Genomic DNA, 20,498 nt, shown 5'->3' with positions numbered 1-20,498 from the left:
ATGAAAAAATATATATTGACAGTATTATTCGGAGGAGCTTTGATGACGGTGTCTGCACAGGATATGAATGAAGACCACTCCGCTCTTCCGGCTGACAGCATACATCTGGGATATCAGATAATGCTCCCGAAAGCTGTAAGCCCCTATTCAGTAATAGGCTTGGGCGCTGATGTGTTCCTGAAGTCGCCCGAGATAGATGTGTCGAAAGCCCTCTACGGACACATCGCCGGACTCAATGTCTACCAGGGAACAGGCTCCAGCGCAACCAACGTCTCTTCATTAAGCATCCACGGACATAATCCATTGGTGCTGGTAGACGGATTCCCGCGAAACATAGAAGACATCACGGCAGCCGAAATAGAATCGTGCGAAGTGCTGAAAGACGCAGCGGCCTCTGCGCTCTACGGTGTACGTGGAGCCAACGGCGTAATTCTTATAACAACCAAACGGGGTTCGGAAGGGAAACTGACCGTAGGAGCAAGCTACCAGTTCGGAATCAACACACAGTTCCGCTCGCCCGAGTTCGCCGATTCACACACCTATGCCACGGCCATGAATACCGCCTTGCGTTTGGACGGACTGAATGAGAAATATAACAACTGGGAACTTGCCGCTTTTCGCGATGGAACTTACCCTGAAGAATATCCGAATGTAGACTGGTGGAAGGAAAGCATGAACAATACCGCGTTGAATCATCGTCTTACACTGACTTTCAACGGCGGCAGCAACCGTTTCCGCTATTATTCGGTGGTAGATTATATGCATGACACTTCCTTCCTGAAATCTGACGGAAGTGACAAACGCTTCAACGCATCCCCCACAGATGTACGCCTGAATTTACGTGCCAATGTGGATGTAGACATTACCTCTACTACTCTTTTCAGATTAGGTATCGCAGGCAAGCTTATGGAGACGAACGGTTCGTATGCCGTAGAAAACAATCAGGAATCCGGCAATCCGATGAATATCTATAATGTATTGTACCAGCTCCCTTCCGCAGTTTTCCCGATCCGCTATTCGGACGGCATTTATGGCGGCAACGCCATTTATACCACCGGCAATCCGGTGGCTATGCTGACCGATACTGGCAATATGCGGACTACATACGGCAAGTTGCTGGCTGATATGTCATTGAAACAGAATCTCGACATAGTGTTGAAAGGCCTTTCAGCCGAGGTGTCGCTCGCATTCGACAATATAGGATCTATGTTCGACGCTTCCAGCAAGGAATATCGTTACAAAGACCTGCAACCTGCCATTGCCGGTGACGGAACATTGAAAACAACCCCGCTCATCTCCGGAAAAGACAGCGAGACACTGGGACACGGGCAAGATTTCAAGTCGTTGTTTATGCGTTCCACTCTTCAGGGAAAAATAAGCTATGTACATCATCAAGGAGTACACTCCCTGAACAGTGCGTTAATCTACGACCAGCAATCATACACCAGCAGTGGACGCAACAAGAGCAGCAAACGCCAGTCGGCACTTGTGACAGCTACATATACATACGACAACCGCTATACGTTGAGCGGCGTGATGAACTATTCCGGCACAGCTTATCTGCCCAAGGGAGAACGTTTTCAACTTTACCCCGCCGTATCGGGAGCGTGGATTGTCTCCAATGAAAAGTTTTTCGGGAAAGTCAGAAGTTACGTTGACCATCTGAAACTGTTCGGTTCATTCGGAATCTCCGGGAATGACGGCAATATGTCCCATGAGTTGTACCTGCAATCTTTCAGCAACGCGAATGCCGGAAACTATTATTTCACGAACAATGCCAGCATTTACTACGGCCTTGCCGAAGGTGACCTGCCTGTCATCGGCTTGACCATTGAGAAATCGAAGAAAGCGACTTACGGTTTTGAGCTAAATGCTCTCCGGAACCGCCTGTCACTCTACTGTGAAGGATTCTTTGAACGCAGAAGCAACATTCTCGTATCCGGTTCCAATACAGTTTCAGGAATTATCGGTATCAATGTAGCCCAAGTGAATGAAGGGATACAAGAATACCACGGATTCGACGCTTCGTTGACGTGGAAAGATAAAATAAGGGATTTCAGCTACTCCATAGGTGCCAATGTTTCTTATGTCGACAGCAAAATCATTAACGATAACCAAGCTTTTCAACAGTATGACTATCTCTATACGAAAGGAAACCGTGTAGGCCAGAAATACGGACTGGAAGTAACCGGCATTTTCCAGAATCAGATGGAAATCAACAACAGTCCGGTTCAGACATTCTCCACCTGCCGTCCGGGGGATCTTAAATATAAAGACCAGAACGGCGATAACCAAATTGACGAACAGGATGTAGTGAAAATGTACGGAACCAATATACCGCGTTTCTACTTCGGCTTCAACCTGAACGCGGCTTACAAAGGATTTGAGCTTTCCGCCGATTTCCAGGGGCTCACCGGATATACAGTCAACTTACTCGACTCGCCGCTTTACAAGCCTTTGGTGAATAATGGGAATATCTCCAAAACATTCCTTGACAACGAAACTCCCTGGACGCCCGAAAATGCAGCACAGGCCACAATGCCCCGTCTGACTACGCAGTCGAACGCCAATAACTACCGTGCCAACTCAATGTGGTTCAAGGACGGCTCGTTCATCAAATTGAGGAACTTGCAGATAGCATACAACATCCCCAAGCGGTTTACCCATTTTGCCGATATAAAAGTGTATTTGCAAGGAACGAACTTATTCTCACTGGACAACATCGGATTTGCCGACCCGGAGCAGTTAAGTGCAGCCTACCCATCCACCCGCTCATATTGGGCCGGACTTAAATTTAATTTCTAATCTGTGTAATACGATAAGAATATGAAACTAAAACATACCCTTCTTTCATTAGTTGTGACACTGGTTTGCTCGTCTTGCAATTACCTAGAGTTCGACGAGACGAACGGATTGAATACGAAAGAGTATATCTACAACTATTTCAATAAAACCAAGCAGATGCTGACGAACGTATATTCGTATATGCCGCAGGATTTCGGCGCCATCAGCGGTGCGATGCGCGACTGTGGTTCGGATGATGCCGAATATGCAGCTACGGGTGCCTCCATACAATATTTCAATGACGGCAACTGGTCTCAACTGAAAACAGTTGATGCCTGCTGGTCTTTGTACAATGGCATACGGGCTGCCAACGAGTTTATTGTTTCCGTTGCCGAACTGGACTTATCCCGCTATCAGTATGATACAAGCTTCCAGAATAACAGCAAGCAGTTAAAACTGTTTCCTTATGAAGCACGTGTATTAAGAGCCTTCTACTTTTTTGAACTGGCACGCCGCTATGGTGACATTGCCATGCCCCAAAGTGTATTGACTCCGGAAGAGGCCAACGCTATGGGCAAGACCCCGTTTGACGAAGTGATTGACTTTATTGTGTCGGAATGTAACGACGCGGCTGCCAATCTTCCCGATACCTACGTAGGGCAGCCTAATAATGAAACGGGACGCATCACAAAAGGATTTGCCATGGCACTCAAATCAAAGGCCCTGCTTTATAAAGCAAGTCTGTTGCACAATCCCTCTATGGACCCGGAAAGATGGAAGGCTTCCGCCAAAGCAGCTCTGGACATCATTGATTTGAACTTATACGAGTTGGACCCTGCAGAAAAAGCGAATAACCTGAATTCTAAAGAAGTGGTGCTCTTCCACATGAACGACGCCAATTACAACTTTGAATTAAACAACTTCCCCATCCGTTTTGTCGAAGGAAAACGCAGCACACCCGCGCTAGGAGTCTTCCCTTCACAAAATCTGGTAGATGCTTTTGAAACGGTGAAAGGATATAAAGTGACACTCACCGAAAACGGATGGATATGTGACGACCCGGAGTTTGACCCGCAAAAGCCATACGAAAGACGCGACCCCCGTTTCTATTGGACTGTGTTAGCCAACGGAATGAGCTTCAAGGGAGACAAGATTGAAACATTCGTAGGCGGTAAGGATGATGCGCCGGTCAATGCAGGTGGTTCGGCCACCGGCTATTTCCTGCGCAAATATATTCAGGAAACAACCAGCTTTGTTCCCGACCAGGAAGTAAAGAACAAGCATCATTGGTGTATCTACCGCTATGCAGAAACATTGCTGACGTATGCAGAGTCGATGGTAGAAGCATTCAACTCTGTTACTTACAAGGATGCCACCTATCATACAACGGCCTTGGAAGCCTTGAATGAAGTGCGTATCAACGCTGGAATGCCCGTTATCACAACCACCGACAAGGATGAGTTCATCCGGGCACTCCGCAATGAATGGCGTGTAGAGTTCGCCTTCGAAGACCACCGCTTCTGGGACGTCCGCCGTTGGAAAATAGGAGATTCCACCCAAAAAGAGTTGAACGGAGTAACCATTACAAAAACGGCAAACACCTTGTCCTTCCAGAAAATGCTCTATGAGAACCGTACGTGGACAGACCGGATGTATTTGTATCCGATACCACAGGAAGAACTTTTCAAGAATGAACACCTGTATCCGCAAAACAACGGCTGGTAATGAAAGAAAGACCTTATTATTATAAACTATTACAATGAATAATTTAATACGATTCCATATGAAAAGAATTTTGACAGGTAGCATCCTACAACTGATATTTGTTGTGTGTGCATTAAACTTGAACTCATGTCAGGAAATGAATATTGACTCCCAGGCTGAATTTCCCGTAAAACTGGAAACAGACGCCCAACCACAGTATAGTGTATTAGCTACATCTCCGCGTACAATTATCTTCAACATCAGTTCCAACACCCCGTGGAAGATAACAAGCAGCGAAGAATGGTGTACTCCCACCCCCGCCATGAGTTCTGCCAGTTCACTGGTTGCCGAGGTGTCGCTGAACATCCTTGACAACCCGGAAGAAAAGCCACGCACGGCCACGCTGACCATTGCAGGCGAGAATTATGAACCGGAAACTGTGATAACCGTTACCCAGGATGCAAAAAGCAAACTGGTGGTGCAATGGATTGACGACAAAATGGGTTCGGAAACAAGCACTGCCGAATTCAAGATTATATCCAACAAGGCATGGACCGCAACGTCTTCCAGCATGTGGTTAACTCTCGACAAGGAAGCCGGCACAGGCTCCGCAGAACCGGTGACCATCACAGCTACAGCTGCCGCCAACGCCGGAAAAGAGCGTACTGCTACCGTAACCATATCCAACGGATTGGAAGAGCAGACTTATGAAGTGATACAGAAAGGCTTTATCCTCGAATTTGCAGGTCTTGACGAAATGGAAAACCCATACGAGTTTACCGGTAACGGCACTGGTACTACAACGGCAGAACAAAACACAAAAACATATAGTGTAAATGCAAATATCGACTGGAAGGTTTCCACAGAAGCTTCCTGGATTGAATTAGAAAAAGCTGAAGATAATAAGACATTCACTGCTACGGTGAAGAATGAATACTATTTCGACACACGCACGGCAACTATTGCATTGGAAGCTGCAGATAAGACACTAGGACTTGAACCTGTGGAGATTACCGTCAGCCAGATGGGAGGAGATGTCGTGTATGACGGAAAGGACCATACAGTCGATACAGACGGACATCTGACTTTAACTACAACAGCAAGAGTAACATCCCGCTTCAACCTGAAAGGAAACAAACGAAAGTTCGCTATCTACGAATGGAAATTCTCCGATACAGATTTTACGGATGACCATGCGATTGACCTGAACCTAGACGGCAAACCCGCAGCCCATATGTGGATGGGCCCCAATGTAAACTTCACCACTAACTCTTACAAATTCCAAATAGCGGGTAGCCTCTATTCTCTGATAGAAAACAAAGTGAATAAGGATAGCAGGAATAAAATGCATACATTAAGAGTAGAAATCAAGCCTCTGGAGAATAATGCGAACAAAGCGTCCTATGATGTATTCCTGAATGATGAAAAAGTGATGGACACAGTTGAAATAGACATCTCTGCTATAGAAGTCGGCTACACACTCTATTTCGGCTTCCATGCAAGCTCTACGGGTACAGCTTCGATGACTATCAGTTCTTTTGAAGTCATTCCGGTTGAATAAGTTTGTTTACCCATCTTTGATAACATAAAAAGAGAAGAACCATGAAAGATATCTTGAATAAATATAAAACCGGTTGGTATGCCGTTTGGTGCATACTGGCTATTGGAACTTCATTGCTGATGCATTCGTGCACGGATGACGAAGCAACGAAAATCGTAGATTTGCGGTATCGGGCCAAAGATACCTATAATCTGCCTGCTTCTAATCCGCAAGCGATTAAGATTCAGGTCAAGTCTTCGGAACAGTGGATGGTATACAGTGACCATCCCGACTGGTGTTCCATATCTCCCGAACAAGGAGAAGCCGGCGAAACGTTCGACGTCAGCATCCAATATAAAGCAAACACGGAGCTGGACGACCGTACAGACACCATTACCGTCAAAAGTGACTATTGGGTGGGCAAATGGATTACTGTCATCCAGAAAGGTATTGCCTATCTGAATACGGAAAATGCAGATGATATATTATTGAGTAAAGAAGAAGCCGATGCAGAAGCCACATTCAAGGTACTTGCCAATCAGAACTGGACAGCCAAAGTGACCGAAGGAGAAGCCTGGCTCTCCATTAAAAGTACGGCAAGCGGTACGAACGATGGTACTTTAACGGTAACCGCCATATCAAATCCAAGTGAGAAACGTTATGGAACGGTGACATTATATGACCGTCATAACGTGGCACAGCAGACCGTCAAGATAACTCAGGACGGCATTCAGATTGACCCGGATAAGACGTCATTCCGTGAAAGTTATGAAGCTCATAGCATTGAAATCCAAGTGATTTCCAACGGAACATGGACAGTCGCCAAAGAGGATGCCCTGCAAGACTGGTATTCATTCTCTTCCACGTCATTCAACGGTGACGGAACATTAACGGTTACATTGAATGAAAACACAGGAACAGCCATTCGCAAAGCTACCTTCACTCTTTCCAGCGAAGCAATTCCAGGCGTCGAACCTGTTGTACGGACAATAACGATTCAACAAGCATACAACGGAACCGAACGTCACATCTTTGATGCCGCCGAAGGCAAGAACTGGAATGTGAACAATGGAACATGTTCCTTCTCGGATGCAGGATTTTACAGTAAGGTGGGACGCGTCACCCAAGCGGGTATGCAACCGGGCTACTACTCATTCCACATCAAAGAAATGGCGGCTGACGCACAAGCGGTAATTTTCTTCACTTATAGCGGTGGAAGTGAGATACGCTGGCACTTGAACATGGCTACCGGAAAGACAAATTACAGCACCTTGCCTTATTCGGAACTGGCTCAGAAATCCTTTGATAAATCGAAAGGTTCCTATACCCTCGGCTTGTCACTGACGAAGGCCGAAGATGGCAATATGAACGTTGCCTGGTATCTGGACGGTGAACTTTGCACGACTTATCGGGGTACGTTCGGAGTTGAATATGGCACCACTTCACTGGTATATATAGGAACCAACATTTCGGAAGCTACTTATGACTGGTGGGAATATACTCCGAACTATGAATGGGGAGATTAAGAATAGGTCAGTTTAGTAACAATAGAAGAAACAATATGAAAAAAAGTATATATCAAATGATGGGGATGGTGATAGGGATTATACTAATCGCCACCTCGTGTAGCAGTTCGTCATCGGAGGAAACTCCGGTGACAAATGCAGGACCTCTGCAAAGCTTTATCATCCAATGCGGAGGGTCTTACTACCGACGCACCATTGACCAAAGCAGCCGTGTCATCAGCCTGAGCGGTATCCATTTCTCAGCAGATATTACAGGGGTAAGCTACCAATTGGCAGAAGGGGCTACCATTGCCCCCGACCCCCAAAGCATCGCTTTGTGGAATAATACCCAAGAGTTTACAGTGACCACCGCCGACGGAAGCCAAGTGGTGTACACAGTCAACCTTCCGGACTTGCAGGAGCCCGAACCGGAACTGTACAAACCGGTAGTATTGGGGTATTTGCCACTTAATGACTTCCAGTATGACACTCAGCTCTCCCATATTCATTGGGAATACCTGACTCATGTAGCCATTTGCTTTCTCAAAGTGAAGAGCGACGGAACGCTCAATCCGGAACAGGTGGCCGGCCATATCGTAGAAGCAAGGAATACGGCAAGGAAGAACGGCGTGAAAGTGCTGATTTCTCTCTGCAAGAACACTCCCAAAGAATTTACCAATGCCATCAAAGAACCTTCCACACGCACTAAATTAGTCGAAGGTATTATCAACTTCGTGGAGCAATATGAATTGGACGGATTTGACATTGACTATGAAGAATACTCGGGCGACCAGGGAGCTCCGTGGTGGAACCAGTACAGACCGGTGTTGATGGAATTCTTTAAAGAATTATATGAAGCCAAAGAAGCGGCTCACCCGGAATGGCTCATGACATCGGCAACAGCCGACCCTACATGGCTGAATTATGGAGTGGACTGGCAACAGTATTTTGACTTCCTCAATCTGATGTCCTACGACCGTTATGTGCCTAAAGGCGGCTCGAAAGGCAGTTTCACAAACGCCCCCGGACCGGATGCCACTATGGCTAACTTCACCGGTGACCTGACGTATTGGAATACTACCCTCAAGACCCCCAAAGAGAAGTTATTGGGTGGACTTCCTTTCTATGGGTTCACGTGGGAAAATCTGGCTACCGCCGATGATACAGGCGCCATCCGTTACTTTAATATTCTCTCGGAATATAGTACAGTATCCGGCATCGAATCAATGAACCATTACGGGAAAACTTATTGGAACGGCCCGGAGATGATTCGCGAGAAATGCCAATATGTGAAAGATAACCAGTTTGGCGGCGTCATTATCTGGCAGCTTTTCATGGATGCCAAAGACGACAGTCCGCACAAATTGCTGGATGTTATAGGAAAGACCTTCCAAATGGACAAGAATTAACCGCATACTCACTTAAATAAAAAGAATCATGAAAAAAGAACTCTATATGCTGCCGTTAGCACTGACCTCCTGCTTTGCAACCAAAGTCTGTGCACAAGCCAAACTCCCCGGTACGCCTAACGTCGTCTTCATCTATGCGGATGATATAGGCTACGGTGACTTGAGTTGCAACGGAGCCAAAACCATCCATACTCCCAACGTAGAACGCCTGGCAAAAATGGGTGTGCGTTTCACCAATGCACATAGCGCGGCTGCCACCAGCACGCCCGCCCGTTATGCCATGCTGACAGGAGAATATGCCTGGCGCAAAGCCGGAACAGGAATAGCCGACGGAGATGCCGCTTCTATCATCCGCCCGGAACGCTACACGATGGCGGATATGTTTAAAGAAGCCGGATACAGTACCGGAGTGGTAGGCAAATGGCATCTCGGACTGGGCGACAAGAACGGGCAACAGGACTGGAACCAACCGTTGAAACCGGGAACCGGTGATATCGGCTTTGATTATTCGTTTATCATGGCAGCCACAGGCGACCGTGTGCCTTGCGTTTTTGTAGAAAATGACCGGGTAGTCAATCTCGACCCTAACGACCCGGTTCAGGTCTCTTATCAGAAGAACTTCCCCGGTGAGCCTACCGGGAAAGATAATCCTGAACTGCTCAAAATGCACCCTTCCCACGGACACAACCAGAGTATCATAAATGGTATCTCGCGTATCGGATATATGAAAGGCGGAAAATCGGCTCTCTGGAAGGATGAAGAAATAGCCGGAACATTGACAGGCAAAGCCGTTTCCTACATCGAGAACCATAAAGATGTACCTTTCTTCCTGTATTTTGCCACACAAGATGCGCATGTTCCCCGCGTACCGGCTCCCCAGTTTGTAGGAAAAAGCGGAATGGGGCCTCGCGGCGATTGCCTGCTGCAATTCGACTGGTCAGTAGGAGAAATATTGAACACACTGGAGCGCTTGGGACTGGACAAGAATACATTAATCATCCTCTCCAGCGACAATGGCCCGGTAGTAGATGACGGTTATAAAGACCAAGCCGTCGAATTGCTGGGTAACCACAAGCCCGGCGGCATTTACCGTGGCGGAAAGTACAGCGCTTACGAAGCAGGCACACGCGTGCCCTGCATCTGGAGCTGGAAAGGCGTCATCCGTCCGGGAACCGTTTCGGACGCGTTGGTTTGCCAGATAGACTGGTTTGCCACCTTTGCCGAAATGATGAACTTCCGTCTGCCCGAAGGAGCTGCACCGGACAGTCAGCCGATGCTGAAAGCCTGGACAGGCAAGGAGAAGAAAGGGCGCGAATGGCTGGTACTGCAAAATGCCCACAATAATCTGTCGATTACCGACGGGCAATGGAAATATATTCGTCCCGGAAAAGGCCCCGCTGTCAATAAGTTTGTAAACATTGAACTGGGAAACAGCATGGAACCGCAGCTTTACAATATCACCAAGGACCCTTCGGAAAAAAATAACGTGGCAGATAAAAACCCGGATTTAGTAAAAAAGATGGCCGCGAAACTGGAATATCTCGTAGACAACCGCTACGGGCAACCTTTATAACCTCTAACACACTCAACACGGCTTTCTTCCCCCCTACAAAAGGAAAGCCGTGTTCTTTTACAATTATAAACAGAAAAACAAGACGATGAAAAAAGTATTATTCTTCGCATTACTATCACTCGTGTGTTGCCAATCGTATGCACAAGATTTTACTCACTCAACCTACTTGACCGGACGTTCGTTAAAAAGCGCTGAAAAGGTAAAGCAGATTGATTACCGCCAGTTCCAGTATATTTACCTGATGGCAGCCCCTCAATGGAATCAGGAGGATTTCACCTGCCCGCAAGAAGAAATTACAAGGAAACTGGTAACAGAACATCAATATATAAAAGACAGGAATGTCGAAATAATACCTCTGCTAATACAACAGGCTCATGAGAACGGAACCAAGGTTCTGCTATCATTTGCCGGAGAGGGATTCAATGAAAAGGTATCTTCCATTGACCGGCAAAACAAGTTTATCCATATGATGATGCAGTTTATTGACAAGTACAACTATGACGGAATTGAGATAGACTGGGAGAAGCAGCTCCAGCTTCCTCTGCACGCCGATTTCCTGTCCAATATAAGACTCAAGCTGGACAGCCTGGAGAAGAAACGCAATGACGACAGGCATCTATACCTCACAACGGCTCTTCATTCCTGGCAAATCTATGACAAAGAACTAGCCGATAAACTGGTCGCAAACGTAGACTGGATCAATATCATGACTTATGACATGGGAGGTGGCATTTGGGGAAATATACCGAAACATAACACGCCTCTCGACAAGATAAAGAAAGAACTGGCGCATTGGGAAGTATTCGACCGCGATAAACTTTGCATCGGTCTGGCCAATTACGGATTTATCTATAAAAATTTAACACCGGACACAAAGATAGAAGGCAAATTGAATGAATATGGGGAGTACTTCAGCTATAACGATATGCTCCCTCTCTTGCAGGAAGGGTGGACGGAAGAATATGATAACAAGGCTAACGTATCCTATTACTTTTCTCCTGACAAATCAGCATTTGTCACCATGGAGAACCCTGCAACTATCCTGACCAAAATACAATGGATAATGGAAGAGAAATACAAAGGAGTTTTCTGGTGGGAGTTTAACTACGACGCCATCCAGCCCGCATCCCAAACAGGTAAGATAAGACATCATCTGATCGATGTTGTCAGCCACTATTTGGATGGGATGACAGAGAAATAAAAATCACCGGGAAAGCTGCGCGACGGATTCTTTCCCGGTATCACCACCTTGTCCGTTTCTACTCCTCTTTCGGCAGTGCAACGAAATGCATCTGGTTTCCATGTCCTATCCGCTTGATAATTCCTTCGGATGCAAAAGATTTGAGGTCGGTAAGTGCGGTATTCTTCAACCGTCCTGTCAGTTCCGTATAGGTAGTTCTTGTGATGAAACCATGTTGCCGGATATATTGCAGGACAAGTCTCTTCAGGGCTTCCCTGTCCCATTTCCGCGAGGTGTTGAAGTCCACACACTTCTTACGTTCCAGATCTCCCCGAATCCCCTGCCGGAAACTCTTGGAAGCACGGAAGTTCACTCCATCAAAAGCAACAGATTCGGAACGGAGGTCATTTTTGTTTGCCACCAAACGGGAGGCTTTCACTTTGGCCGAGAAGAAACCGAATTCTCCCAGTTCGACATGGTATCCTTCGCCCAGATACTCCAACACATCGTCTTTCAATTCCGTAAGGATACCGTCTATCACGCCTTCCTTGAATCCTGTTCTCTCGGCAACTGTACGAATCAGCCGTTCTGCCGGAATCGTTCCGCTATAAACAATGTCGGCATACATCGTTTCAGTCTCGCCCTCTTTCGTGGTGAGGGACGGTTTCTTCTTTAAATTGTAATAAGCCATCTTTCTTTTCTAACTATGATTAAGAACTTTCAGTGCAGAGATTAAGGATTTTCAGTGCAGAGATTAATGTATTTTTGTGCAGTCGGGAAGTCGTCACCTTGCAAGGTGACGATTGTCACTTTATAAAAGGATAAATGGCATCTTATAAAGTGACAGGGCAGACGCATTATATTTTTTACTATCCCACTCCTGTTTTCATTCTATTTATATAATTGATTATTAACTTATTAATTCTTTCTTATTTCGACTATTTTCCTTATCTTTATAAGATATTATAAAACATAAACTAACATGAAAATAGGGATAATTGACCTTTGTAAACAAATAGAAGATCCTAGAATGAACCGTAAAAAAGTCCATAAAATGGAAACCATCGTCTATATATCCATTGCTGCTGTAATTTGTGGTGCCCAATCCTGGAATGAGATTGAGGAATTTGGCAATGCCAAAATTGCTTTTTTCAAAAGTCGCATACCTAATCTGGAGTTCATACCCAGCCATGATACTTTTAATAGATTCTTTAGCATCATAAAGCCCGAATATTTTGAGTTGATCTTCCGTAATTGGGTCAAACAAGTCTGTCAGGAGGTGAAAGGGGTTATAGCTATAGATGGCAAACTTATGCGTGGTCCAAGTAAATGTGACGGAGAACATACGACGGGAAAGGAAGGATTCAAATTATGGATGGTTTCCGCATGGTCCGCTGCCAATGGAATTTCTTTAGGACAAGTGAAGGTGGATGATAAAAGTAATGAAATTACCGCTATTCCATTGTTACTAAACTCTTTGGATCTCAATGATTGCATTGTCACAATTGACGCGATGGGCTGCCAGACAGATATAACACGGACCATCATTGAGCGTGACGCAAATTATATTATAGCTATAAAGGATAACAAGAAGAAAAACTATCAACTGACCAAACAGATCATTGAAGATTATCAGGATAAAGACGAAATAATCAATAGAGTCACCAGGCATGTGTCTCAAAATACCGGACATGGAAGGATAGAGACAAGAACTTGTACTGTAGTTAGTTATGGACCTATAATGGAAAAAATGTTTAAAAAGAAACTTGTGGGACTGAAGTCTGTTGTTGGGATAAAATCGGAAAGAACAATAGTGGCAACAGGAGAATATACACAAGAGGTAAGATACTATGTAACTTCAATGGATAATACCAAACCGGACGAAATTTCCTCTGCCATCAGACAGCATTGGTCTATTGAAAATAATCTGCATTGGCAACTGGATGTTACCTTTCGAGAAGACTATAGTAAAAAGGTCAAAAATGCAGCCAGAAACTTTTCCGCAGCAACAAAAATGGCACTTACTATCCTGAAGAAGGATAAAACAACTAAAGGAAGTATGAATCTAAAAAGGCTAAAAGCTGGGTGGGATGAAAAATATTTATCAAAACTTTTACAGGATAATGATTTTTAATGCGTCTGCCCTGTATAAAGTGATAAATGTCACCCTATAACGTGACATCCCCTTAGTGAAAGGAAGAAAATCTGTAAAGGTACAAAATTAAGAGGCGAAAAGCAAGAGGGAGAACCTTATTTCTATTATGATACGGTTCTTGCTATTAGTCCTGAAACTTAATCTTCAGTATCTTACTGATAGCGGGTTTATACTTCTTCAACATTCGGTCGAATCCCAAGTCGTTCGGATGGGTCCCATCTACAGTTCCCTCATGGTCTGTTCCCAAGAATTGATCTTCTTTTATGAAATACAGGTTCTTGACATTCTTCTTTCGCAATACTTCTACCTGTTCAGCGATGGCTTCATTCTGCCGCTTCACATTCTCGCGAGCTTTCTGGTTGAAATTACCCGTTTCACGTATCAATGTCTGTATCACAATAATAGGCGTATCCGGATGCTTCCGCCGTAACGTCATTACAAAATCAACAGTTCGGTCGGTGATCTCTTTGGGAGAAGGATTAGGAATACAATCGAGAATGAAAGCATCTGCATCAATATCCGCCAACATCTCGGCAACTTCTTTCTCCATCTTGCCGTTTCCGCTCAATCCTAAATTGATGAAATTATACCCGCTGCTACGGGATAAACGAGCCGGATAAGCCATACCGGGACGACTGGCAGATGCTCCCTGCAAAATACTGGACCCGTATACCACTATCTTTTCTTTGAACGGATTTTCTCCTTTACGTATGTGTGCATCAGAAGAAACGCCTATTTCCAGACTTTTCAGTTCATCATATAAAGGCAGATACAGCAAGCATTCTTTCTCTTCCGTACCCATATTATCAACAAGCACTTTTTCCGTAGTCACACCACCCGGTATTCCTACCCCGGCAAATTGCCATTTTCCATCCCGTTTGATATATAAATCCAAACCTTTCTGTGCAACTCTGGTCAGATTGGGTAACTGGTAATTATCAGGAACCGTCCATTTGGCTTTTATAACAGGGCTATTCGTTGTAAAAGAGATAGCCAGACCGGCAGAATTTGTGAACAGTTTCTTCACAGTGGCAGGCATTGTACGATACTTGGCTGTATCTACCCGATGGAAATATTCGCCTTCGGTAGTTGCTTTGCCTACCAGTAAAAGCTCTTGAGCCGGCACATAGGTAAAATTGTTCTTTTGTTGTCCGAATGTTGTAAGGGGAAACATCATCAGACCCAAACAAATACAGACATTACGTGTTAAGTTCTTCATGGTCAATTTAATATTAACAGTTTATTAATCGTCAGTATACTATAAGACTATTTATAAATCAATGTGGATAAATACTCCTCTGCAAACATCTCATTGGCAACTTCCAACAACATCTCTGCTGTTAGCTCTTCTATACGCTTAAAAACAAGCTCGGATGATTCATACTTATGATAATGCAGGAATGTTTTCGCCATCCCTAACGCATTATTCTCAAAGTTATCAGACGCTACTCCGATTTGTCCGATCAACTGCTTCTTCGCTGCCGCCAACTGGGAGGAAGTCATCTTTATATCGCGCATCCGCTTCAGTTCCTTATAAGTCAATTTCAGGCAAGTATCCATGTCATCCACATCCGTCCCGAAATAAATACAGAAAGCTCCCGTATCCGTATAGGAAGTCAGATTGGATTCGACATTATAGACTAGTCCTCTGCGTTCGCGAAGGGACACATTCAGTTTACTATTCATTCCGGGACCTCCAAGGACATTATTCAGCAGATAGAGTGCAGTACGCTTGTCATCATACGCATTATAGCCACGGCTACCGATCATGACATGTGCTTGGTGCGTATCTCTGGCCACCGTCAAATGTTCCGGCACATACAGAGGCGGAGGTGTACGGAGATTCTCTACCTTCACATCAGGAATATCCGACAGGTATTTTTCTACCAGACGGATGATTCTCTTGAACTCGTATTGCCCCTGAACAAAAAACACCATATTTCCCGGTTGGTAAAAACGGCGGGTAAACGATAGGACATCTTCCGTGCGGAAACTCCGCAGAAGTTCCGGTTTACCAAGAATGTTTCTTCCCAATGGATGATTGCGGAAGATCATGTCTTCAAAATCGTCAAAGATCAGTTCCGACGGAGTATCTTCATACGACTGGATTTCATCGATAATGACCTCCGTTTCTTTTTCTATCTCATGCTGCGGAAAAGTGGAATGAAATACAATATCCCCCAACAACTCAAGCGCACGTTCCAGATGTTCTTTCAGGAAAGCGGCATAGACGACAGTTTCTTCCTTATTTGTGTATGCATTCAGGTCACCACCTACATTCTCCATCCGGTTGAGAATATGCCAGGCTTTCCGCTTCTCCGTTCCCTTAAAAATCAGATGTTCTACAAAATGGGCCATTCCTTGCTCATTCTCCGCCTCATCACGGGTTCCGGCATCAATCGCAAAACCACAATAAGCTACTTTTGAGAGGGTTGGTTCATGGATAATACGCAGGCCATTTGGCAATGTATATTCGTTACCTTGCATCGTTTTATACTTCCTTATTGAATTAATGCCACAAAAATACAATAAAACTTATTGCTGTTTATAGAAAATTGCAGATATTTGTGGACTATAACAGCAACAACGTATATGGAAAAGATAGGAATATTCTGTTCCGCCTCCGATAACATTGACAAAATGTACTTCGAAAGCGCCGGCCAAATAGGCAAATGGATGGGGCAGACAGGCAAAACCTTGATATATGGAGGAGCCAGCCTCGGATTAATGGAATGCATAGCCCGTGCCGTGAAAGAAAATGGCGGTAAGGTCATTGGAGTAGTTCCTGCCAAACTGGAAGAGAACGGCAAGGTAAGCACTCTGTTAGATGAAGAAATTCATACCCGTAACTTGAGTGACCGCAAAGATATCATAACGGAGAAGTCGGAAGTATTGGTTGCTCTTCCCGGAGGTGTCGGTACACTTGATGAGATTTTCCACGTAATAGCCGCTGCCTCCATCGGATATCACCGGAAGAAGGTCATTTTCTACAATGAATATGGTTTTTACGATGAGCTATTAAAAGCACTCCACACCCTGGAGGACAAAGGTTTTGCACGACAGCCTTTCTCAACCTATTACGAAGTAGCAAACACATTAAATGAATTAAAAGAAAAAATAAACTGATCCTATATGATAGACTCCATCAAACAACTTTTGCAACAGGAAGCACAAGCTGTGCTCAACATCCCTGTAACAGATGCTTATGAAAAAGCGGTGAAACTGATTGTAGAACAAATACATCAGAAGAAGGGAAAACTGGTAACTTCCGGTATGGGAAAAGCCGGACAGATTGCTATGAACATTGCTACGACTTTCTGTTCCACCGGTATTCCATCCGTCTTTCTGCATCCCAGCGAGGCGCAACACGGGGATTTGGGTATCTTACAAGAAAACGATCTGCTCCTGCTGATCTCTAACTCTGGCAAGACACGTGAGATTGTGGAATTAACCCGTTTGGCTCATAATCTGGACCCGGATCTGAAGTTTATCGTTATCACCGGAAATCCAGATAGTCCGCTGGCAAAAGAATCGGATGTCTGCCTAAGTACCGGCAAGCCTGCAGAAGTCTGTGTGTTAGGGATGACTCCTACTACATCTACTACTGCCATGACAGTGATCGGAGATATATTGGTAGTACAAACCATGAAGGAAACAGGATTTACTATCGCTGAATATTCAAAACGTCACCACGGCGGTTATCTGGGAGAAAAATCAAGATCACTATGCGAAAAGTAATCGGTATCGGAGAGACCATCCTCGATATCATCTTTCGAGGTGACCAGCCTTCTGCCGCCGTACCGGGAGGTTCTGTATTCAACGGTATTGTCTCATTGGGACGAATGGGAATAAACGTCGGCTTCATCAGTGAAACCGGGAATGACCGTGTAGGCAATATTATCCTGCAGTTCATGCGTGAGAATCATATCCCGACCGATCATGTGAATGTATTCCCGGATGGAAAATCACCCGTATCTTTAGCTTTCCTGAACGAGCAGAGTGATGCCGAATATATCTTCTACAAAGACTACCCGAAGCAACGTCTGGATGTTCTGTTTCCGAAACTGGAGGAAGACGACATTGTCATGGTGGGTTCTTATTATGCACTGAATCCGGTTCTAAGGGAGAAGATTCTTGAACTACTAGATCAGGCACGTGAAAAGAAAGCCATTATCTATTATGACCCGAATTTCCGTTCTTCACACAAGAATGAAGCCATGAAGCTGGCTCCGACCATTATTGAGAATCTGGAATATGCGGATATCGTACGTGGTTCTTTAGAAGATTTTCTATATATGTATGGTATGCAGGATATAGACAAGATTTACAAAGATAAAATCAAATTCTACTGTCCCCGGTTCATCTGTACTGCAGGTGCGGAAAAGGTAGCGTTACGCACTAATCTGGTCAATAAAGATTATCCGATAGAGCCATTACAGGCAGTCAGCACCATCGGAGCCGGTGATAACTTCAATGCAGGGCTGATCTACGGATTAATTAAATACGATGTCCGATACCGCGATCTAAATAACTTGAATGAAGAGATCTGGGATAAAATAATCCAATGCGGAAAAGACTTTGCAGCTGAAGTTTGCCGAAGTTTCAGCAATTCGGTTTCGGTGGAGTTTGCACAAAAATACAAGTGATATTACAAATAAGGATTTGGATACAAGACGTTCATCCAGCGAAATCCCTATTTCCATAAAATCCATATTAAGTTAATCTGTCAACCTTAACTTAATATGGATTTCCTTATCTTTGCAAACAACCATGTTCAATAAGCAATCTTACTTAATATATGAAAAGATTTATTTTACCTCTATTGATAGTCCTAATCTTCATCAGTTTGCCCGTAAAAGCGAATGATGAAGTGAAAACATTATTAAAAGTATTAGATAAATCTCTACAAAATAAAGCTAGCTATACCAAACAGAAGCAAAGACAAATAGACAGCCTGAAAATAGTATTAAGGCAATCCGGAAACATCCGGAAAAAAGTCGGGATAGCGCAATCCCTTTGTTTTGAGTATTCATCTTTCCAAAAAGATTCCGCTTTAGCCTATGCCATCCATATGAACAGGTTTGCTCAAGAAAGTAATGACAAAGAACTTTTAATTGAAGCAAAACTGGATTATTCAAGAATATTATCTTCGATGGGCTTTTTCAAAGAAGCTCTGGCGATTACCAATTTGATGCAACAAGAGCAGCTATCCCCTAGACTCAAAGCCGAATTCTTTCTCGGACAAGTCACAATCTACAATCACCAGAAAGCTTTTGCCTCCAACGAGCACGATTCACAAGAAAATGATCTGATAGCACAAATTTATCGCGATTCACTGCTTCAATGTAAAGAAGTACCATCGAACGTACGAGCTTTTATAGCCGCACCGACTCTTCTTTTCCATAAAAAGTATGATGACGCTATTCACATACTGGACAGTGTTTACGAGAGTTATGCACCATATTCACGAAATGCCGGAATAATAGCATATTCTCTGGCATCTGCCTATCAAGGTAAAAATGACCGTGAAAATGCGATTAAATATTTCGCAATATCAGCCATCTCCGATGTATTAAATGGAGCCAGAGAAAATCTTTCCTTAAAAATATTAGCCAAGCTGATTTTTGAAAGTGGAGATATAGACCGGGCATATAAATACATGAAAAATGCAATGGAGGATGCTATCCTATGCAATGCGAGAATTAACACAATCGAAGCCTCCGACATGTATCTTTTCATAGATAAGGCATTTCAAGAGAAGGAAAAACATAAATTTATCATCATAACAATATTGCTTACGGCATTGTGCCTGGTTTGTATTCTGCTATTTATTTTGTTCATACAATTAAAAAAGCAAAAAGGAAAAGTAGAGCAAACTAATGAGAGTTTGTCGCACCATCTTTACGAAATACAACAAATGAACTCAATATTGGCAGATAACAATAAAATCAAAGAAGAATATGTAGGGTTGTATATGGAACAATATACCAGTTATATCACTAAAATAGCCAATTTTAAGAAAAGAGCACTCAAAATAGCCAAAAGTGAAGATATAAATAAAGTAACCTCTTTCCTCCACTCTTCACTCAATACAGAAGAAGATCTGGTAGAGTTTTACAATAATTTCGACAAAGCAATCTTGAATCTCTTCCCTAATTTCGTTGAAGATTTTAACGCATTGCTCTTACCGGAAAATGCAATTATTCCGGGACCCGGCAAACTCTTAACACCTGAATTGCGAATCTTCGCACTTATCCGGCTCGGAATTACAGACAGCGTGAAAATTGCGCATTTCCTACAATACTCCTTATCTACCATCTATAATTATCGCTCAAAAATGCGGATCAAAGCAAATGGAGACCGGAATGAATTTGAAGAAAAAGTAGCTCGAATCGGACAATAAATCCGGGAATAATAGTGTATTAATCATACAGCATCGTTTACATTTATTGGATGTAGTTCAATCGTCATACGACTAATTATCAATAACATAACACTAACAGCTATTTACAATCTACTTACTTCCCATTTAAAAAGTTGCAGGAAAAAGGTATTTTTGTAGAGTCGCAGTGCTACATTTGGAAATTTAATCTCCAATGGCTACTGCCACAATAAAACCTGCGGATTAATTCAAACTACTATTTATAT

The 20,498-nt window shown here is 43.9% G+C and carries 15 protein-coding genes; 12 read left to right on the top strand and 3 right to left on the bottom strand.

Translation table 11 applies throughout. The features are described 5' to 3' along the window. From AB3G73_RS18025 to AB3G73_RS17995, 7 genes are all read left to right on the top strand, one after another. Window positions 1-2,805, top strand: coding sequence for a SusC/RagA family TonB-linked outer membrane protein (locus AB3G73_RS18025; protein ID WP_297284860.1), 2,805 nt, complete (start codon window positions 1-3; stop codon window positions 2,803-2,805). A 21-nt stretch (window positions 2,806-2,826) separates the two neighbouring features. Further along, window positions 2,827-4,509: a RagB/SusD family nutrient uptake outer membrane protein gene (locus AB3G73_RS18020; RefSeq protein WP_148365418.1), complete on the top strand. Its 1,683-nt coding sequence runs from the start codon at window positions 2,827-2,829 to the stop codon at window positions 4,507-4,509. A gap of 58 nt (window positions 4,510-4,567) precedes the next feature. After that, window positions 4,568-6,049 carry a BACON domain-containing protein gene (locus AB3G73_RS18015; RefSeq protein ID WP_320978116.1) on the top strand — a complete coding sequence of 494 codons (1,482 nt, stop codon included), beginning with the start codon at window positions 4,568-4,570 and terminating at the stop codon, window positions 6,047-6,049. Between the two features lie 41 nt (window positions 6,050-6,090). Continuing rightward, entirely contained in the window at window positions 6,091-7,554 is a 1,464-nt protein-coding gene (locus tag AB3G73_RS18010) for a BACON domain-containing carbohydrate-binding protein (RefSeq protein ID WP_367745297.1), read from the top strand. Window positions 7,555-7,589: 35 nt separating this feature from the next. Continuing rightward, on the top strand, window positions 7,590-8,942 hold the full coding sequence (locus tag AB3G73_RS18005) for a glycosyl hydrolase family 18 protein (RefSeq protein WP_167511789.1): 1,353 nt from the start codon (window positions 7,590-7,592) through the stop codon (window positions 8,940-8,942). Between the two features lie 28 nt (window positions 8,943-8,970). Beyond that, on the top strand, window positions 8,971-10,515 hold the full coding sequence (locus AB3G73_RS18000) for an arylsulfatase (protein WP_148365410.1): 1,545 nt from the start codon (window positions 8,971-8,973) through the stop codon (window positions 10,513-10,515). A gap of 85 nt (window positions 10,516-10,600) precedes the next feature. Next, complete coding sequence (locus AB3G73_RS17995; protein WP_148365408.1) at window positions 10,601-11,716, top strand: glycoside hydrolase family 18 protein; 1,116 nt, start codon at window positions 10,601-10,603, stop codon at window positions 11,714-11,716. A gap of 58 nt (window positions 11,717-11,774) precedes the next feature. Here AB3G73_RS17995 and AB3G73_RS17990 read toward each other — a convergent pair whose 3' ends face one another. Continuing rightward, entirely contained in the window at window positions 11,775-12,386 is a 612-nt protein-coding gene (locus tag AB3G73_RS17990; protein ID WP_367745296.1) for an HU family DNA-binding protein, read from the bottom strand. A gap of 291 nt (window positions 12,387-12,677) precedes the next feature. Here AB3G73_RS17990 and AB3G73_RS17985 point away from each other — a divergent pair, with 291 nt between their 5' ends. Then, complete coding sequence (locus tag AB3G73_RS17985) at window positions 12,678-13,829, top strand: ISAs1 family transposase (protein WP_367744371.1); 1,152 nt, start codon at window positions 12,678-12,680, stop codon at window positions 13,827-13,829. 145 nt (window positions 13,830-13,974) lie between these two features. On the opposite strand, the gene AB3G73_RS17980 is transcribed toward AB3G73_RS17985, so the two are convergent. Beyond that, window positions 13,975-15,069: an SGNH/GDSL hydrolase family protein gene (locus AB3G73_RS17980; RefSeq protein WP_367745295.1), complete on the bottom strand. Its 1,095-nt coding sequence runs from the start codon at window positions 15,067-15,069 to the stop codon at window positions 13,975-13,977. 47 nt (window positions 15,070-15,116) lie between these two features. Beyond that, entirely contained in the window at window positions 15,117-16,337 is a 1,221-nt protein-coding gene (locus tag AB3G73_RS17975) for a M16 family metallopeptidase (protein WP_367745294.1), read from the bottom strand. A 105-nt stretch (window positions 16,338-16,442) separates the two neighbouring features. Here AB3G73_RS17975 and AB3G73_RS17970 point away from each other — a divergent pair, with 105 nt between their 5' ends. From AB3G73_RS17970 to AB3G73_RS17955, 4 genes are all read left to right on the top strand, one after another. Further along, window positions 16,443-16,976 (top strand): TIGR00730 family Rossman fold protein, encoded by a 534-nt coding sequence (locus AB3G73_RS17970; protein ID WP_148367866.1) that lies wholly within the window; start codon window positions 16,443-16,445, stop codon window positions 16,974-16,976. 6 nt (window positions 16,977-16,982) lie between these two features. Next, window positions 16,983-17,588 (top strand): SIS domain-containing protein, encoded by a 606-nt coding sequence (locus AB3G73_RS17965; protein WP_117610937.1) that lies wholly within the window; start codon window positions 16,983-16,985, stop codon window positions 17,586-17,588. After that, window positions 17,576-18,496, top strand: a complete 921-nt coding sequence (locus tag AB3G73_RS17960) for a carbohydrate kinase (protein ID WP_148367865.1) — start codon at window positions 17,576-17,578, stop codon at window positions 18,494-18,496. Before AB3G73_RS17965 ends, AB3G73_RS17960 begins: the two co-directional genes overlap by 13 nt. Before the next feature lie 152 nt (window positions 18,497-18,648). Continuing rightward, on the top strand, window positions 18,649-20,253 hold the full coding sequence (locus AB3G73_RS17955) for a DUF6377 domain-containing protein (RefSeq protein WP_195649693.1): 1,605 nt from the start codon (window positions 18,649-18,651) through the stop codon (window positions 20,251-20,253). The last annotated feature ends 245 nt before the right edge of the window (window positions 20,254-20,498 follow it).

Source organism: Bacteroides sp. L008 (assembly GCF_040812255.1).
Classification (GTDB): domain Bacteria; phylum Bacteroidota; class Bacteroidia; order Bacteroidales; family Bacteroidaceae; genus Bacteroides; species Bacteroides vicugnae.
Note: the sequence above shows the minus strand (reverse complement) of the source record. Positions and strands in the feature narration are given on the sequence as shown.

What these genes read in the sequence shown, in the direction of transcription:
- AB3G73_RS17970 (WP_148367866.1), top strand. Translation starts at nt 16,443, where the DNA reads ATGGAAAAGATAGGAATATTCTGTTCCGCCTCCGATAACATTGACAAA.
- AB3G73_RS17990 (WP_367745296.1), bottom strand. Translation starts at nt 12,386, where the DNA reads ATGGCTTATTACAATTTAAAGAAGAAACCGTCCCTCACCACGAAAGAG.
- AB3G73_RS17955 (WP_195649693.1), top strand. Translation starts at nt 18,649, where the DNA reads ATGAAAAGATTTATTTTACCTCTATTGATAGTCCTAATCTTCATCAGT.
- AB3G73_RS18015 (WP_320978116.1), top strand. Translation starts at nt 4,568, where the DNA reads ATGAAAAGAATTTTGACAGGTAGCATCCTACAACTGATATTTGTTGTG.
- AB3G73_RS17960 (WP_148367865.1), top strand. Translation starts at nt 17,576, where the DNA reads ATGCGAAAAGTAATCGGTATCGGAGAGACCATCCTCGATATCATCTTT.
- AB3G73_RS18020 (WP_148365418.1), top strand. Translation starts at nt 2,827, where the DNA reads ATGAAACTAAAACATACCCTTCTTTCATTAGTTGTGACACTGGTTTGC.
- AB3G73_RS17975 (WP_367745294.1), bottom strand. Translation starts at nt 16,337, where the DNA reads ATGCAAGGTAACGAATATACATTGCCAAATGGCCTGCGTATTATCCAT.
- AB3G73_RS18005 (WP_167511789.1), top strand. Translation starts at nt 7,590, where the DNA reads ATGAAAAAAAGTATATATCAAATGATGGGGATGGTGATAGGGATTATA.
- AB3G73_RS17995 (WP_148365408.1), top strand. Translation starts at nt 10,601, where the DNA reads ATGAAAAAAGTATTATTCTTCGCATTACTATCACTCGTGTGTTGCCAA.
- AB3G73_RS18000 (WP_148365410.1), top strand. Translation starts at nt 8,971, where the DNA reads ATGAAAAAAGAACTCTATATGCTGCCGTTAGCACTGACCTCCTGCTTT.
- AB3G73_RS17965 (WP_117610937.1), top strand. Translation starts at nt 16,983, where the DNA reads ATGATAGACTCCATCAAACAACTTTTGCAACAGGAAGCACAAGCTGTG.
- AB3G73_RS18025 (WP_297284860.1), top strand. Translation starts at nt 1, where the DNA reads ATGAAAAAATATATATTGACAGTATTATTCGGAGGAGCTTTGATGACG.
- AB3G73_RS18010 (WP_367745297.1), top strand. Translation starts at nt 6,091, where the DNA reads ATGAAAGATATCTTGAATAAATATAAAACCGGTTGGTATGCCGTTTGG.
- AB3G73_RS17985 (WP_367744371.1), top strand. Translation starts at nt 12,678, where the DNA reads ATGAAAATAGGGATAATTGACCTTTGTAAACAAATAGAAGATCCTAGA.
- AB3G73_RS17980 (WP_367745295.1), bottom strand. Translation starts at nt 15,069, where the DNA reads ATGAAGAACTTAACACGTAATGTCTGTATTTGTTTGGGTCTGATGATG.